At 65.7% G+C, this 15,883-nt stretch carries 14 protein-coding genes; 4 read left to right on the forward strand and 10 right to left on the reverse strand.

The window, feature by feature from the left end; all coding sequences use genetic code 11:
* Nucleotides 1-16: 16 nt before the first annotated feature.
* Together ACSQ8Y_RS18560 and ACSQ8Y_RS18565 are read left to right on the forward strand one after the other, a co-directional pair.
* Nucleotides 17-952: a LysR substrate-binding domain-containing protein gene (locus ACSQ8Y_RS18560; RefSeq protein WP_436267909.1), complete on the forward strand. Its 936-nt coding sequence runs from the start codon at nt 17-19 to the stop codon at nt 950-952.
* 77 nt (nt 953-1,029) lie between these two features.
* Complete coding sequence (locus ACSQ8Y_RS18565) at nt 1,030-2,787, forward strand: allantoate amidohydrolase (protein ID WP_436267910.1); 1,758 nt, start codon at nt 1,030-1,032, stop codon at nt 2,785-2,787.
* 36 nt (nt 2,788-2,823) lie between these two features.
* Here the strand turns inward: ACSQ8Y_RS18565 and ACSQ8Y_RS18570 are convergent, their stop codons facing one another.
* From ACSQ8Y_RS18570 to ACSQ8Y_RS18610, 9 genes are all read right to left on the reverse strand, one after another.
* Nucleotides 2,824-3,249: a DUF2442 domain-containing protein gene (locus ACSQ8Y_RS18570; protein ID WP_436267911.1), complete on the reverse strand. Its 426-nt coding sequence runs from the start codon at nt 3,247-3,249 to the stop codon at nt 2,824-2,826.
* A complete protein-coding gene (locus ACSQ8Y_RS18575; RefSeq protein WP_436267912.1) occupies nt 3,236-3,484 on the reverse strand; it encodes a DUF4160 domain-containing protein in 249 nt (82 codons plus the stop codon). The genes ACSQ8Y_RS18570 and ACSQ8Y_RS18575 overlap by 14 nt, the downstream gene beginning before the upstream one ends.
* 165 nt (nt 3,485-3,649) lie before the next feature.
* Nucleotides 3,650-4,411: an ABC transporter ATP-binding protein gene (locus tag ACSQ8Y_RS18580; RefSeq protein ID WP_436267913.1), complete on the reverse strand. Its 762-nt coding sequence runs from the start codon at nt 4,409-4,411 to the stop codon at nt 3,650-3,652.
* A gap of 11 nt (nt 4,412-4,422) precedes the next feature.
* A complete protein-coding gene (locus ACSQ8Y_RS18585; RefSeq protein WP_436267914.1) occupies nt 4,423-5,295 on the reverse strand; it encodes an ABC transporter ATP-binding protein in 873 nt (290 codons plus the stop codon).
* Nucleotides 5,296-5,301: 6 nt separating this feature from the next.
* Nucleotides 5,302-6,354 (reverse strand): ABC transporter permease, encoded by a 1,053-nt coding sequence (locus ACSQ8Y_RS18590; RefSeq protein ID WP_436267915.1) that lies wholly within the window; start codon nt 6,352-6,354, stop codon nt 5,302-5,304.
* Nucleotides 6,354-7,376, reverse strand: a complete 1,023-nt coding sequence (locus tag ACSQ8Y_RS18595; protein ID WP_436267916.1) for an ABC transporter permease — start codon at nt 7,374-7,376, stop codon at nt 6,354-6,356. Before ACSQ8Y_RS18595 ends, ACSQ8Y_RS18590 begins: the two co-directional genes overlap by 1 nt.
* A 31-nt stretch (nt 7,377-7,407) precedes the next feature.
* Nucleotides 7,408-9,060: an ABC transporter substrate-binding protein gene (locus ACSQ8Y_RS18600; RefSeq protein ID WP_436267917.1), complete on the reverse strand. Its 1,653-nt coding sequence runs from the start codon at nt 9,058-9,060 to the stop codon at nt 7,408-7,410.
* Nucleotides 9,061-9,138: 78 nt separating this feature from the next.
* Nucleotides 9,139-10,293 (reverse strand): mandelate racemase family protein, encoded by a 1,155-nt coding sequence (locus ACSQ8Y_RS18605; protein WP_436267918.1) that lies wholly within the window; start codon nt 10,291-10,293, stop codon nt 9,139-9,141.
* Between the two features lie 116 nt (nt 10,294-10,409).
* Entirely contained in the window at nt 10,410-13,106 is a 2,697-nt protein-coding gene (locus tag ACSQ8Y_RS18610; protein WP_436267919.1) for a TonB-dependent receptor domain-containing protein, read from the reverse strand.
* Between the two features lie 195 nt (nt 13,107-13,301).
* On the opposite strand from ACSQ8Y_RS18610, the gene ACSQ8Y_RS18615 reads away from it, so the two are divergent.
* Entirely contained in the window at nt 13,302-14,048 is a 747-nt protein-coding gene (locus ACSQ8Y_RS18615) for a FadR/GntR family transcriptional regulator (protein ID WP_436267920.1), read from the forward strand.
* A gap of 111 nt (nt 14,049-14,159) precedes the next feature.
* On the opposite strand, the gene ACSQ8Y_RS18620 is transcribed toward ACSQ8Y_RS18615, so the two are convergent.
* On the reverse strand, nt 14,160-14,867 hold the full coding sequence (locus ACSQ8Y_RS18620; RefSeq protein ID WP_436267921.1) for a histidine phosphatase family protein: 708 nt from the start codon (nt 14,865-14,867) through the stop codon (nt 14,160-14,162).
* Nucleotides 14,868-14,962: 95 nt separating this feature from the next.
* Here ACSQ8Y_RS18620 and ACSQ8Y_RS18625 point away from each other — a divergent pair, with 95 nt between their 5' ends.
* Nucleotides 14,963-15,871, forward strand: a complete 909-nt coding sequence (locus tag ACSQ8Y_RS18625; protein WP_436267922.1) for a LysR family transcriptional regulator — start codon at nt 14,963-14,965, stop codon at nt 15,869-15,871.
* The last annotated feature ends 12 nt before the right edge of the window (nt 15,872-15,883 follow it).

Below are 15,883 nucleotides of genomic sequence, written 5' to 3' on the forward strand. Positions count from 1 at the left end.
GATATAAAGCCTGCCTATGTCCAGCCTGCCCAAAAATCTCGATCTGCACCTGATCCGCATCCTCTACCTGCTGCTGGTGGAGAAGAATGTCTCGCGCGTGGCGCTCAAGCTCAATCAGCCGCAGCCCTCGATCTCCGCCTCCCTGCGCAAGCTGCGCGAACTGACCGGCGACCCGCTGCTGGTGCGCGGCGCGCGCGGCATGGTGCCGACCCAGCACGGCGAAAGCCTGCTCAAGCCGGCCAAGCGCATCCTCGACGAAACCGAGAACCTGTTCGTCAAGAAGACGCCCTTCGTGCCGCAGGAGGAAGCGCGCGTCTTCCACATCGCCGCGCCGGACTACCTGGACACGCAGTTCCTGCCCAACGTGGTGGCGCTGCTGCGGCGAGGCTCGCCGCTGAGCCGCATCGTCATCCATGGCCTGGGGCCGGGAGTGGACTATGTGCGCCTGCTGTCGGACGGCGACCTGGACCTGGTGATCGCCAACTGGGACGAGCCGCCCGAGCACCTGCACATGTCCAAGCTGTTCGAGGACCCCATCGTCTGCGCCATGCACGCCGGCGCGCCGTACGCCAAACGCACCGCCAGCGACGCCATGACGGTGGAGGACTACCTGTCCCTGCCCCACGTGGCGCCGTCGCAGCTGCTGCCCGGCTACCACGGCGTGATCGACGCCTTCCTGGAACGCCAGCACCAGCGCCGCAACGTGATGGTGGAGTCGGCCTATTTCGGCCTGATCCCCTATATGCTGACGCAGACCGACCTGGTGCTGACCACCGGCCGCCAGTTCATCCGCTTCCACGAGAAAACGCTGCCGTTGAAGACCTACACGGTGCCGATCAAGTTCCCGCCGATGCGTTTCTACCAGCTGTGGCACGAGCGGGTGCACTCCGCGCCCGAGCACAAATGGCTGCGCGACCAGGTCAGCGAGGCCGCCAAAGCACTGCTGAAGTGATAAGGATCATAGGCGGCCGCGTATAGACCGCCTATACCGGCGGCTATATCATCGAAGCTCCAAGGATGGAAATAACGATGACTACACTCTCCGAACTGAACAGCTGCGACGTCCCCACTTTCGCCGAGCGCCTGCACGGCATTTACGAGCACTCGCCATGGATACCGCAACGCGCCGCCGCGCTGCGTCCCTTCAGCAGCGTGACGGCGCTGAAGCAGGCCTTGCAGGCGAAGGTCACGAACGCCACCAACGAAGAACAACTGGGCCTGATCCGCGCCCACCCTGAGCTGGCGGGCAAGGCCGCCATCGCCGGCGAACTGACGGCCGAATCGACCAACGAGCAGACCAGGTCCGGCCTGAACCTGTGCAGCGCGGAGGAATTCGCCACGCTGCAGACGCTCAACGCCGACTACAACGCCAAGTTCGGCTTCCCCTTCATCCTGGCCGTGAAAGGCCCGACCGGCAACGGCCTGACGCGCCAGCAGATCATCGCCACGTTCACGCGCCGCTTCCGCAACCAGAAAAGCGACGAGCAGCAGGAATGCCTGCGCCAGATCCACCGCATCGCCGAAATGCGCATCAACGACCTGCTGGGCGTGAAGATGGACTTCGGCCCCGCCATCATGCAATGGTCCGAGGAATTGGCGCAATGGAGCGACGACGCCGAAGGCCTGACCTGCGCCTACATGACTGACGCGCACCTGAAGTCCGCCGCCCAGCTGGCGGCCTGGATGCGGGAAGCCGGCATGGAAGTGCATATCGACGATGTCGGCAACGTGGTGGGCCGCTACCTGTCCGGCGCCGCCAACGCGAAAACGCTGATGACCGGTTCGCACTACGACACCGTGCGCAACGGCGGCAAGTACGACGGCCGCCTCGGCATCCTGCTGCCGACCGCCATCGTCAAACACCTGCACGCAACCGGCGAAAAACTGCCGTTCGACTTCGAGATCGTCGGCTTCGCCGAAGAGGAAGGCGTGCGCTTCCGCTCCACTTTCCTGGGCAGCAACGCCATCACCGGCCGCTTCGACCTGGGCCTGCTGGAACAGCTGGACGCGGACGGCGTGAGCATGCGCAGCGCGCTGACCGGCGCCGGCCACAACGTGGCCAACATTCCCGCCATCGCGCGCGATCCGGCCCAGCTGCTGGGCTTCGTGGAAGTGCACATCGAGCAGGGCCCGGTATTGGTCGGCAAAGGCCTGCCGCTGGGCGTGGTCACCGCGATCGCGGGCAGCTCGCGCTACCTGGTCGAACTGCGCGGCCTGGCCAGCCACGCCGGCACCACGCCGATGACCATGCGCAAAGACGCAGCGGCAGCGGCAGCCGAAATCGTGCTGCTGGTGGAGCAGCGCTGCGGCACCGCCGACGCGCTGGTCGGCACCGTTGGCCAGCTGCAGGTGCCGAACGGTTCGGTCAATGTGATACCGGGCGCGTGCAAGCTGTCGCTCGACATCCGCGCGGCGGACGACGCGGTGCGCCAGGCGGCGGTGAAGGACGTCCTCGACGGCATCGCCGCGATCTGCGAGCGGCGCTTCATCGAGTTCAAGCTGGAGAAGGTGGTGGAGGCTGCGGCCGCGCCTTGCGCACCGTGGCTGATGGACCAGCTGGGCGCGGCGGTCGAGCGCACCGGCCTGCCCCGTTTCGACCTGCTGTCCGGCGCCGGGCACGACGCGATGGCGCTGGCGGCCGTGACCGACGTGGCGATGCTGTTTACGCGCTGCGGCAACGGCGGCATCAGCCACAACCCGCTGGAGACGATGACGGCCGACGACGCCGACATCGCCGCGCTAGCGCTGCTGGACTTCCTGCGCAACTTCAAGCCGAAGGCGGCTTGAACATGGTGGGTTACGCTGCTGCGCAGCTAACCCACCCTACGAACTGGCCGGCTCCGTAACCTTTTTGGGGCGGCCACCAAGTTTTCCATTCTTGCGCGCGGCGGCCGTTTTCGCGTCAGTGGATGCCCTGCCGCCCACTTTTCCCATCTGCGAAGCCATCCAGCTTTTCGATCCGAGAAAGCCTTCCAGCAGCGCTGGAATGTAGAGATCCGCATCCAGCTTGGGGAAGCGTATCCCTAATCCAGAAGGGCTGATTTCAGCATCGATCAAGTCTGCGGGACGAGCGCCCTCCAAGCCTTGCACGTCGCGCGGGATGAACGCGATTTGCAATCCCGAAGCCAGGGAAATCACAACGCGCCCAATGCGCCGGTCATAGCGTACCGCCGACGCAACTGGAAAAGCAGCCCGCTTTGCCGCCCCTCGGCGGTTAGCCGCATCAAACTCGGCATCAGTAATTTCCATGTAAGCCCCTCCACTTTGCGCACAGCCGCGTTAATTCATCTGCGAGCGCGGCAACAATCTTTCCCAACTCTTTCTGCGAGAACCCATAGTTTTCCCGCAACTCGGGAGGCCCTGCCGGACAGTGCAAATTGAACGCCGCTTCACATCCTTTTCCCTGAACGTGAACGTGGGCAGGCCGGTGATCATTGGAATAAATTAACACGCGTAAGCCGAAAACCATCAACACAGTAGGCATTTTATCTCAAACCTAATCAGCTTGGGTTTACCTCGGGGCAGTACCCGCCCTGCAACAGTCAGCCGTTGCAGGGCTCGATGTAGTATCCCATGGGAAATTAGGCATGCGGCAAAGAAGATCCACCCGATGTTGACAGAACGCAAGAAGCACAACATCGTAGTTCTTTCACGCCACCGCCATCTCCCGGCTGTAGCTACGCGTCGCCTCAACCAGCGTGCGCGTGTAGGGATGGGTGGCGCCGCCGCTGCTCAGCAGCGCGCTGTCCAGCGTGTCGACGATGCGGCCCTGCTGCATCACCGCCACCCGGTCGCACAGGTGCACCACCACGCCCAAATCGTGCGTCACCAGGATGTAGGTCAGGCCGTCGCGCGCGCGCAGTTCGGCCAGCAGGTTCAGGATCTCGGCCTGCACCGACACGTCCAGCGCCGATGTCGGCTCGTCCAGCAGCAGGATGCGCGGCTCCAGTATCAATGCGCGCGCTATCGCCACGCGCTGCCGCTGCCCGCCCGACATCTGATGCGGATAGCGGTAGCGGAACGATTCGTTCAGCCCCACTTTCAGCAGCATCTGCCGCACGCGGTCGTCGATGTTGTCCATCTTGTGGATCTTCAGCGGCTCGGACAGCGCCGTGTCCACGGTGTGGCGCGGATGCAGCGAGCCGTAGGGGTCCTGGAACACCATCTGCATCATGCGGCAGCGCGCGCGGTCTATCTTGCGGCCCAGCGCTTGCCCGCTTATTGTCATCCCGCCTTCCCAATGCGAGTACAAGCCGGCCAGGCAGCGCAGCACCGTGCTCTTGCCGGAGCCCGATTCCCCCACCAGCCCGAATACTTCCCCTTCCGCGACCGAGAAGCTCACTTCATTCAACACCTTGCTGCGCTGGCTGCCACTGCCAAAGGAGAGCGCCAGTTCGTTTACCGTGATCATGGGTCGATCTCCTATTGTGTAAGCCAGAGCGGGTCGCGCTGCAAGACCGGCAGCACCGGGCGCCGCACGTCTATGCTGGGCAGCGCGGCCAGCAGGCCACGGGTGTAGGGATGCTGCGCCTTGTCGAGGTCCGCCGCCGCGATCGATTCGACCACACGGCCTGCGTACATCACCAGCACGCGGTCGCAGAAGCTGCGCACCAGGTTCAAATCGTGGCTGATGAAGATCAGGCCCAGATCGCGCTGCCCCACCAGGTCGTCCAGCACCGACAGCACCTGCGAGCGCACCGATACGTCCAGTGCGGACGTCGGCTCGTCGGCGATCACCACTTCCGGATCCGGTATCAGCATCATCGCGATCATGATGCGCTGTCCCATGCCGCCCGAGATCTCGTGCGGGTAGCGCTCGTAGACGCGCTGCGGCTCGCGGATGCGCACCTGCTCCAGCATGGCGATGACGCGCTCGCGCACGTGCGCGCGCGGCAGCCGCCGTCCGCTTTCGTGGGCCAGTACCGCCTCGGCGATCTGGTCGCCCACTTTCATCACAGGGTTCAGCGAATACTTCGGATCCTGCATGATCATCGACATGCGCTGGCCGCGTATGGCGCGCATCTCCTTCTCGCCGGCACGCAGCAGGTCGGTCTCGCCGAAGCGCAGCACGCGCGCGTCGATGCGGGCGCTGGCCGGGTGCAGCTTGAGCAGCGTGCGGCCCACCGTCGATTTGCCCGAGCCGGACTCGCCGACGATGGCCAGCTTCTCTCGCCCCAGCTTGAACGACACCCCGCGCACCGCATCCACCAGCCCGTCGCGGGTGGCGAAGCGCACGCTCAGGTCTTCCACTTCCAGCTTGGTTTCCGTTGTTGTCAAAATCGTTGTCATCTTCATTCCTTGTCAGCTGCGCGGATCGAACACGTCGCGCAGACCGTCGCCCAGCAGGTTGAATGCGAGGCTGACCACCATGATGGCGGCGCCCGGCATGGCCACGAGCCACCAGCATTCCATCATGTAGCGGCGTCCGGCCGAGATCATCGCGCCCCACTCGGCCGACGGCGGCTGCGCGCCAAGGCCCAGGAAGCCAAGTCCGGCGGCGGTGAGGATGATGCCGGCCATGTTCATGGTCAGCCGCACCAGTACCGAGGACAAGCACAGCGGCGCGATGTGCCGCACCAGGATGCGCAGCGGCGAGGCGCCCTGCAGCTGCACAGCAGCCACGAAGTCGGCCTTGCGCAGCGTACGCGTTTCAGCGCGCGCCAAGCGGGCTATCGGCGGCCAGGCGGTGAGCGCGATGGCGATCACCGCGTGCTCCAGGCCCGGCCCGAGCGCAGCCACGAAGGCCAGCGCCAGCACCAGGCTGGGGAAGGAGATGAAGATGTCGGTAATGCGCATGAACAGCGCATCGACCCAGCCGCCGAAGTAGCCGGACGCGGCGCCCACCGCCAGCCCGACCGGGCCGACCACGATGGTGACCAGGCCGACGATGTACAGCGTAGTGCGGGCGCCGTATATCAGCCGGCTGAAAGTGTCGCGGCCGTATTCATCGGTGCCGAACCAGTGCGCGGCGCCCGGCGCTTGCAAGGTCGCGGCCAGGTCCTGGCGCAGCGGGTCGTGCGTGGCGATCCATGGCGCGCAGCAGGCCGCCGCGATCAGCAGCACGATCACGATCAGGCCGGCAAGCGTCATGGGATTGAGCAGCAGGTGCTGCAGCGCGCGGCGCAGCGATTCGCGCATAGCAGTGCCGGCGGTAGCGGCGCCTCCCGCATGCGGGGGCACCGGGGTCGACGGAATCTGCGAGACGCCTTGCGATGAACGCGGCGGCGGCGACGGCGGCGGCGCCTGGTGTGGCGCAGGCTGCAGATGCGGCGGCGACGTCTCGGGGGCGTCCGGCATGGACGGCGCCGCAGCGCCGCCTTGGCCGGTAGGGGCAGGCTTGATAGGAGTCAGCATCAGTGCATCCGTGGGTCGAAAACTTGGTACAGGGCGTCCGAGACGAGGTTGAGCGTGACGAAGATGACGCCGACCAGCAGCACGCATCCCATCACCGAGTTCATGTCGCCCAGCAGCAGGCTGTTGGTCAGGTACTGGCCGAAGCCGGGCCAGGCGAACACGGTCTCGATCAGCACCGCCCCCTCCAGCAAGCCGCCGTAGGCCAGCGCGACGATGGTGAGCAGCTGCACCAGGATGTTGCGGAAGGCGTGGCGCCAGATTACTGCTGCTTCCGACAACCCTTTCACGCGCGCCGTCAGGATGTATTCCTGCGACAGCTGCGCCAGCATGAAGCTGCGCGTCATGCGGCTGATGTAGGCCATCGAGTGCAGGCCGAGGATGCAGGCCGGCAGCAGGATGTGCTTGACGCTGTTGCAGAACGCGTCCCAGTGCCCGGACAGCAGCGTGTCGATCAGCAGCAGTCCGGTGACGGAGGGGATGACGCCGTCGTAGGCGAGCGCGATGCGCCCCGAGCCGCCGGCCCAGCCCAGCCATGCGTAGAACACCAGCAGGCCCATCATGGCAAACCAGAATACCGGCGTCGAATGGCCCGCCAGGCTGATGACGCGCACCACATGGTCGACCAGACGGCCGCGCCGGCTGGCCGCCCACACGCCCAGCGGCACACCGGCCAGCACGCCCAGCAAGATGGCCAGCGTCGCCAGTTCCACGGTGGCGGGAAATACCCGCGCGATGTCGGCGCTGACGGCGTTCCCGGTCAACAGCGAGGTGCCCAGGTTGCCCTGCGCCAGTTCGCCCAGGTAGCGCCCGAACTGCACCCACAGCGGCTGGTCCAGCCCCAGGCGCGCTGCCGCCTCGCGGTAGGTCGAGGCGTCCGCGTCGGGGCCGACAATGGACAGCACCGGATCGATCGGCATCACGCGGCCGACAAAAAAGGTCAGCACCAGCAGGCCTAGCAGCGTGACCAGGGTACTCAGCAGGCGCGAGCGCATGGCGCCCGCGCGTGCCCAAAAAGCTTTCATGAGTGTCTCCGTAGTTGTCATGTCAGTGCGCCTAATCTTTGTAGACGTCACGCAGGTGGGTAGTGGCGGACGGATGTCCGACGTAGCCGTGCACCCGTTTGCTCAGCACCACCGTTTCCAGCATCTGCGAAATGGGCTGGATCGCGCCCACTTCGCTGTCGTACAGCTGCTGCACCTCGCGGTACATCGCCGTCTGCGTTTGCGGGTCGCGTTCGCGCACCGCCTGCTCGATCAGCCGGTTGATCGCGGGGCTGTGGAACGACGTGCGCCAGCCCTGGAAGTTGGTCAGCTTGGCGGCGTCGCGATTGTCCGGGTTGTAGACCAGCGCGCGCAGGTTGGCATGCGGATGCGGTTCCACCCCGCCGCCGCCCCGCCCCACCACGATTTCGAACTTGCGGTCGCGCATGGCGCCGTACACCTGGTTGCCGGTGCCCGACTGGATGCTGGCCTGGATGCCGGCCTGCGCCAGCGTTCCCTGCAAGGCAGTCGCGATGTTGATCATGGGCGGGTCGGACAGCACCTTGATGGTGGTGCGGAAACCGTTCGGATAGCCGGCGGCGGCCAGCAGCTGTTTCGCGGCCGCGACATCGAGCTTGTAGCCGGGATCGGGCAGAGTGGCCGCCAGCCCTATCATCACGGGACGCTGATGCGCCACGCCGTAGTGCGGCATGATGGCTTTGTTGATGCCGTCGTAGTCGATCAGATTTCGCAGCGCCAGGCGCACGCGCTTGTCGGCAAACTTGGGGTCCTTCATGCTGAGGGCCACATAGTAGGAGGTGCCGCGCAGCACGGGCTGCACCACCGCGCTGGCGTCATGCCGCAGCGCTTCGATGTCCGGACCGGCCATGCCGGCCGCCAGGTCGACGTCGCCGCGCGAGATCATGAAGCGCAGCGACAGCGATTCCGGCACGTGGCGCATCACCACCCGGCGCAGCTTGGCCGGGCCGCGCCAATAGCTGTCGTAACGGTCCAGCAGCATGGCGTCCTTGGCGCGCCACTCGGTCAGCGCGTAGGGTCCCGAACCGGCGGCGTGCGTCAGCAGCCAGGCCGCGCCCAGGTCGCCGTTCTTCTGGTGCGCCAGCACCGCGTCGCGGTCGAGGATGGCCGCGCTGACCGAGGTGCCCAGCGTGTACAGCACCATCTTCGGGTCGGTCGGCTCCGGCAGCGTGATGCGCAGCGTGCGCGCGTCGACCGCCTGGATCAGGCGCTCGGCGTTGCCGGCGCTGAAGCCATAGCTCTTCCATGGCGAGGCCATGGCCAGGTTCAGCTTGAGCACGCGCTGCAGCGACCAGGCCGCGTCGGCCGCCGTCAGCGCGCGGCCCGACTGGAAGCGCACGCCTTCGCGCAGCGTCAAGGTCAGGCTGCCGTTGTCGGGCGCGATTTCCCACTGCTCCGCCAGCCCGGGATGCACCACGCTCAGGTCGTGCGGATCGAGTTCGACCAGGTAGTCGTACAAATTGGCCACCACGCCCAGCACGTCGTTGCCGGTGGCACCGGCCGGATCGATCGACAGCAGGTTGTTCATATTCATGCCGATCACCAGCTGGTCGCGGGGTGTGGCTGCCAGCGCCGGCGCGCCCGGTAGCGCCAGCGCAGCGGCCAGCACCAGGGACAGCACAGAAGCCGGCACGCGAGGCAGCGCCCGGGTCAGCATGGCGCGCGAGGCACTCCGCGCTTCGGTCATCGTTCCAGCCGCGGACGCACCTTTCTTGCCATCGCCACCGCCGCCTGCAGGTTTGCTTGCACGTGTCATGGCCGGACCTTAGTAGGATTCCACGGTGCTCGCCGCGATGTAATCGAAGTCGATGTCCTCGCCCAGGCCCGGCTGCTGCGACAGGTGGACGTAGCCGTCGGCGTCCATCGTGTCCGGCAGGCTGCGCAGGTAGGCCGGCGGCACGTCGTAATCGAGGAAGGGATGCAGCAAGCCGCGTTCGTACCATTCGCAATTCTTGATCGCGGCGGTGACGGCCAGGTTGGCCGCGCCGTTGCCATGCACCTCGCAGTTCATGCCGAAGGCGTCCGCCAGCGCCGCCACCTTCATGGTCGGCGTGATGCCGCCCACGCCAGGAACGCCTGCGCGCAGGATGTCGCAGGCGCCCGCCTGCACCCAGTCGGCGCGGCTGTGGTGCTTGCCCGAGATCGATTCCGGCCCGACGATGGGGATGTCGAGCTGGTTCGCCAGCCAGGCGTAGGACGCGATGCTTTGCTCGTTCATCATCTCCTCGAACCATGCGAAGTTGAGCCGTTCCAGCGCGCGGCCTATGGTGAGCGCATCGCTGCGGCTGTACCAATGATACCCGTCCAGCATCAACGCCACGTCCGGGCCGACCGCCTCGCGTACCGCCGCGCAAGCCTTGATGTCCATCGCCACGCTGGGCGCGAACGACACCGGCGGCATCCAGGTGTGCAGCTTGATGGCCTTGTAGCCGCGTTCGACCAGCTTGACGGCGAAGGCCGCGTATTCGTCCGGCGTGGACAGGCCGCCTTTCAGCTCGTCGCCGCACATGGTGCTGCCGTAGGCCGGCACCTTGTCGCGGTAGGCGCCGAGCAGCTTGTAGACCGGCGTGTCCAGCGCGCGCCCCGCCAGGTCCCACAGCGCCTGCTCGATGACGGCCAGCGCGCGGTCGGTGAGCTGGCCGGCGCTGCCGCGCTGCCAGTGCACCAGGTCCTGCCACAGGCGTTCGCGGTCGAACGGGTCCTGCCCGATCAGCACCTTGCGCGCAAACGCCTCCAGCACATGGGGGCGCACCACTTCGGGCGGGCCGAAGGCGTAGCCCTTGCTGTCGTCGTCGGCGGTGATGATGACCATGGCCATGGTGGCGCGCTTCTCAGGGCCGGGATGCGAATGTCCCGCGCTGTCGACGCTGCGGCTGGTCAGGTAGTGGAACACGGTTCCTTGTACTCGTTCGATTTTCATATGCTGTCTCGGATGGATTCAAAAAAAGGGGGCGCGCCGCGCTACTGCGCTGCTGGCGACGCGCCCGCCAAATGGCCGGGGCCGGCCTTAAAACTGGTCGCTCGGAACGTGGCGCGTCAGAACTCGTAACTCATGCGCGCGTTGAAGGCACGCCCGATCGGGCTGGCGATATTGTTGGCATACGCGGTCGCGTTCGAGTTGGTGACGGGGGGTTCGGTGTCGAACAGATTGCTCACGCCCGCCGTCAGGGTGATGTGTTTGAAACCCTTGTAGGACCCGGTCAGGTTCCACACCGAGTAAGGCTTGATGTCGCGGAAGTACTGCGGCAGCACGTTGTTCAAATCGTGGTAGCCGGTGTTGTAGTTCTGCGTCAGCTGCGAGAACCAGTCGCCCCTGGCCCAGGACATGCGCAGCGTGTGCTTCCAGCGGAAGGTGTAGGTCGGGCTGGCGCTGACGTTGCCCGAGCCGACCGAACCGAAGCGGCCCAGGTTGGAAATCCACGCGCCGCCCTTCTCGTTCTGGTTCTCGAACTGGTTCACATAGGTGCCGTCCAGGCCTATCTTGAAGTCGCCGGCCGGCTGCCTTGGAAAGCCATAGCTGAAGCCCACGTCGACGCCGTTGGTGCGCAGGTCGCCCAGGTTCATCACCGTGTTCTTCACATACGCCAGCGAGCCGTCGGCGTTACGCACGAACAGGTCGGCGTACTTGGCGGTGTTGGTGAAAATGGCGTTCTGCGGCAACTGGCCGATGCTGTTGCGGAAGCGGATGTCGTAGTAGTCCAGCGACAGCATCATGTTGCGCATCGGTTCGATCACCACGCCCAGCGTCAGGCTGCGCGACTTTTCCGGCAGCACGTCCGGGTTGCTGCCCTGCTGCACCGGCAGCTGCGCGTTGCAGACAATGAGGGGATTGGCGCCTGCCACCGCCTTGCCGCTGCCGGCCAGGCCCACGGTTCCGGGGCACAGCAGCGGGTCGTCCCAGCGGCTGGTGGTCAGCGCGGTGGCGCCGGGCAGCCGGTAGCCGTAGCGGTCGAACAGGGTCGGCGCGCGGAAGCCGGTGCTGGCCGAGCCGCGCAACATCAGGTTTTTGGCCGGCTGGTAGCGGAAGCTCGCTTTCGGATTGACGGTGTTGCCGAAATCGGAATAACTGTCGGCGCGCGCGGCCACGTTAAAGCTCAGCTCAGACGTCACGGGCAGTTCGGTCTCGACGAACAGCGCGCTGATGTTGCGGCTGCCGGAGGCGTAGCTGGGCAGGCGGTTCTGGTAAGGCACGTCGATCACGCCGGGCAGCGCGCGGTCCTTGTTGCCGTCGTGGTGGAACTCGGCGCCGGTGGCCAGCGTGAGCGCGCCGCCGCTCAATTGCATCAATTCGCGCGTGACGGTCAGGTCGACACCGCTGTACAGATTGGTGGTGTGGCGGATCTGGCCGCCGTCGGCGGAAATCTCTTTCAGGTAGGCCAGGCCGGCGGCGTCCTGCGTGCCGAAGGGATTGAGGATGCCGTTGCGCACGCCGGCCTGCAGCTTCAGGCCGTTCAGATAGCCCTGGCGGAACCAGGAATCGCGCTCGCCGGCGCCGTAGATGAAGCCCAGGCGGTAGTCCCATTTTCCCAGGCGGCCCTCGTCGGCCACCACCAGGCGCGTGGCTTGCTGCTGGTCGCGCGCGATGGCAGGCCCCAGTTCGGCCACGCTCCAGGAGACATTCAGCGTCGAGCCGTTCAGGCCCGCGATAGCGGGTACGCCGCCGCTGCCGCCCGGGTAGTAGCGGCTGGCCGGCGTGATCTGCGCCACCGCGCCGTTGAAGCCGACCGTGCTGGTGGACGGGCGCTGCGTGGTGATGTGCTCTTTCGCGTACAGCAGTTCGGCGGTCAGCAGATGTTCCTCGGACAGCTTCAGGCTGCCCTTGGTGAAGAAAGTGGTTTGCGAATTGCCCGGCAACGCCAGCACGTAGTAGTTGGCGTTCTGGATGCAGGTGTTGCGCAGGGCCGGCGTGGAATACGGCGGCGTGCAGCCGGTGGCGTAGTACGGATTGCCGGTGATGCCGGTGCTGGGCGAGAACACATTGGCCGGCTGCGCGTAGCTGCCGGTGGTGGCGCGCGGCGCGATGCCCAGGGCGGCCAGCCGTTCGGGGCTGGTCAGCTCCGGCCGGTCGTTCGCTGCCAGCGCGCTGCGTTTGTGGGTGTCCACGGTGGCGTAGATGTTCCAGCCGTCCGTTTCGAGATCGCCGATGCCGCCCAGGATGCTCAGGCGGTGCTCGCGGCCGCCGCCGGAAGCCTCCGGAACCACGCCCTGCGCAGTCACGTTCAGGCCCTTATAGGTGCGCTTGGTGATGAAGTTGACCACGCCGCCGATCGCGTCGGTGCCGTAGGTCGAAGAGGCGCCGTCGCGCAGCACTTCGACCCGGCTCAGGGCACTCATCGGTATCATGTCGACGTTGACGAAACCATTGCTGAGCGGCTCGTTGACCATGCGGCGGCCGTTGAGCAGCACCAGCGTGCGGTTGATGCCGATGCCGCGCATATTCATATTGGTGCCGGCGCCGGCGGCCGACGGCACGTTGGTCGATGCCACCGGCATGGCGGTGACGACGTCGGCCACCGTGGTCAGCGCGGCGTTGGCGAATTCGTCAGCCTTGACCGTGGTCACCGGCAAGGCCATTTCGCTGGCGACGCGCTTGATGGTGGAACCGGTGACTTCGACTTTCTGTATGGCCGGTTCGGCCTGCTGCGCGGCGGCCTGGCCGGCCAGCGTCAAGACGGCAAGGGCGATCGAGGTGCGGGCCAGCCGCTGCGGGGACGTGCGGGTGCGGTGCTGCATGGTTATCTCCTCCATGGTGTAAGAATTTTCTTCTTCACGTCGGCGGAGGATCCGGCGCGTTGCCGCGTTGTCCTTTTTGTCTCGCCATGACGCTGGTCGTGCCGGCCCCAAGTCATCGGTCGTCTGACAACTTGGAAACAAGTATAATCATCACTTTTAGAAAACGCAACTTGTGTTTTGCGACCCAGCCCATCCATGGATTCTTTCCGCCCCACCCCCGCCCCAGGCAAATCGCGCTCGCTGGCGCACGGCGTCGTCGACTATGTCGCGGACCTGATCAAGGAAGGCCGCGTCGCGCCCGGCGAGAAGGTGCCGTCGGAGGCCGAGATCATCCGCGCGCTGGGGGTCAGCCGCTCGGTGGTGCGGGAAGCGATATCGCACATGCAGGCGGCCGGCATGGTCGAGACGCGCCAAGGCGTGGGCACCTTCGTGCTGGGGCGCGCGCCGCAACACATGGGCCTGGCGGCACAGGGCGGCATGACGAAGGACGAGGTGCTGTCCCTGTTGGAATTGCGCATCAGCCTGGAGACCGAGGCCGCCGGACTGGCGGCAGCCCGCCGCAGCGAGCCCCAGCTGGCGCGCATCCGCGCAGCGCTGGACGCCTTCCTGGCGCGCTGCGCCGGCGGCGGCGAGACGGCGACGGCGGATACCCAGTATCACCTGGCCATCGCACAGGCCGCCAGCAATCCCTATCTGCACGACGTGCTAAGCCACATCAACAAGGAATTGCTGCCGCGCGCACGGCAAACATCCGCCCACATCCCGCGCGACGCGCCGGAGGTTTATCTGGAGCGGGTGAGGCGCGAGCATGAAGACATCTACGGCGCCATCGCACGCCAAGACCCCGAATCGGCCCGCGCCGCCATGCGCACGCACCTCAGCAACAGCCGCGAACGCCTGCGGCGCGCGCACGAGCTATTCGAGACCGCAAAAAACAGCTGAAGCTTATTGCCCGATAGCGCTTGCATCGGGAGTCTTTTTGAATCAACCTGTCAGACGTCTGATAAGTAAAGGTGAAAAAAGACGGCGAAATCGCCGTCATGCCGCCGAAAATTACCGGTAAGTAACGCTATTCGCCTCGCCCAGCCACTCCAGGTGGGCGAAATTATTCAGATAGTTCAGGCTGATCTTGCCCGGACGGTGCTGCAGTTTGGTGATCGAGCAGTTGGCGATATTCCAGTTCATTTCCAGCGCCTTGTGGTCCGGCAGAGCCAGCAGGTGCTGGCAGATCGCCGAGATCGTGCCGCCGGAGGTGAACACCACCGTCGACTCGGACGCCGCCGACTGCGTCGCCAGGCGCTCCAGCGCGCCCACGCAACGCGCCTGGAACTGCTGCCACGTCTCCGTGTAGTCCGCATCCTTCTCCCCGCCCATCCAGCGCAGCATGGCCGCGACGAAGATGTTCTCGAAAGCGCGCTTCGGGTCCGGCTGGCGCGCGGCGTAGGCTTTGAAATCGTCAGGCGACGCGAACTCGGGACAGTGCTTGACCAGCACCTCCACGTGGTCGAACTCCGCGAAGCCCGGGTCAGTCAGCCATTCGGTATCGGCCAGCAGCGCCTTGGGCAGCTCGGACAGGCAGCTGTCCGCCGTCTGGCGGTGGCGCACCATGCCGCCGCACACCACGCGCTGGAAGGTCTGGCGGCTGTTGGCGAACCACTGCCCCAGCAGGCGCGCCTGCTCGAACCCCAGCGGGGAAAGCTGATCGTAGTTGGCGGCGCCGAATGACGCCTGACCATGCCGCACCAGATATATTTGTCCCATCGCGCGCACTCCATGTAGCAAAAGAATAAGGGACAGCTTATCGCGCAGTGTAGAATTCATCAAATGAATAGTTTTAATGCGCCCGCATAAGTATTATGCATATATCCAAAGTCGATCTGAACCTGTTCGTGGTGTTCGAGGCCATCTACACGGAAGGCAGCCTGACGCGCGCCAGCCTGAAAATGAACCTCACGCAGCCCGCCATCAGCCATGCCTTGTCACGCCTGCGGACCTTGCTCAACGACGTGCTGTTCGAGCGCCAGGGCCATGTGATGGTGCCGACGCCGCTGGCGCGCAGCATCATCGAACCCGTGCGGCAGGCGCTGCGCGGATTCGAAGTGACCTTGAGCGGCACCGAGCGCTTCGACCCGGCCACCAGCGAACGCACCTTCACCCTCGCCATGCGCGACGTGGTGGAGCCGACCATCCTGCCGCCGCTGATGGCGCGCATCGCCCAGGCCGCGCCCTCGGTCGGCGTCAACGCGCTGCGGGTGGCGCGCGGCGAACTGGAAGGCGAACTGGCCGCCGGCAGCATCGACGCGGCGATCGACTTGATGCTGCCGCTGTCGAAGGACATCCGCCAGCTTCGGCTGCCGTCCGACCAGACCGTGGTGCTGGTGCGCGCCGGGCATCCGCAAGTGCGCGGTGCGCTGGATCTGGAGCTGTATCTGAAGCAGGAGCACATCCAGGTCAGTTCGCGCCGCAGCGGGCCCAGTCTGGAGGATGTGGAACTGAGCCGGCGCGGGCTGCAGCGCCGCATCCGCATGCGCTGCCAGCACTACTACACGGCCTGCACGGTCGTCAGCCAGACCGATTTGCTGCTGACCATGCCGCAACGCTACGGCGACGTGCTGAACGAGCAGTTCGGCCACCAGTTGCTGGAGCTGCCGCTGGAACTGGCGCACATCGACAACCAGCTGTACTGGCACGCCAACGTCGACAACGACCCCGCCAACCGCTGGCTGCGCGAACTGATCGCCGAGGTGATCGGGGCCCTTCCGTAGGCGGGTTGGCAC

The sequence above is a fragment of the Pseudoduganella sp. LjRoot289 genome, from assembly GCF_964252925.1.
Lineage (GTDB): Bacteria > Pseudomonadota > Gammaproteobacteria > Burkholderiales > Burkholderiaceae_D > Rugamonas.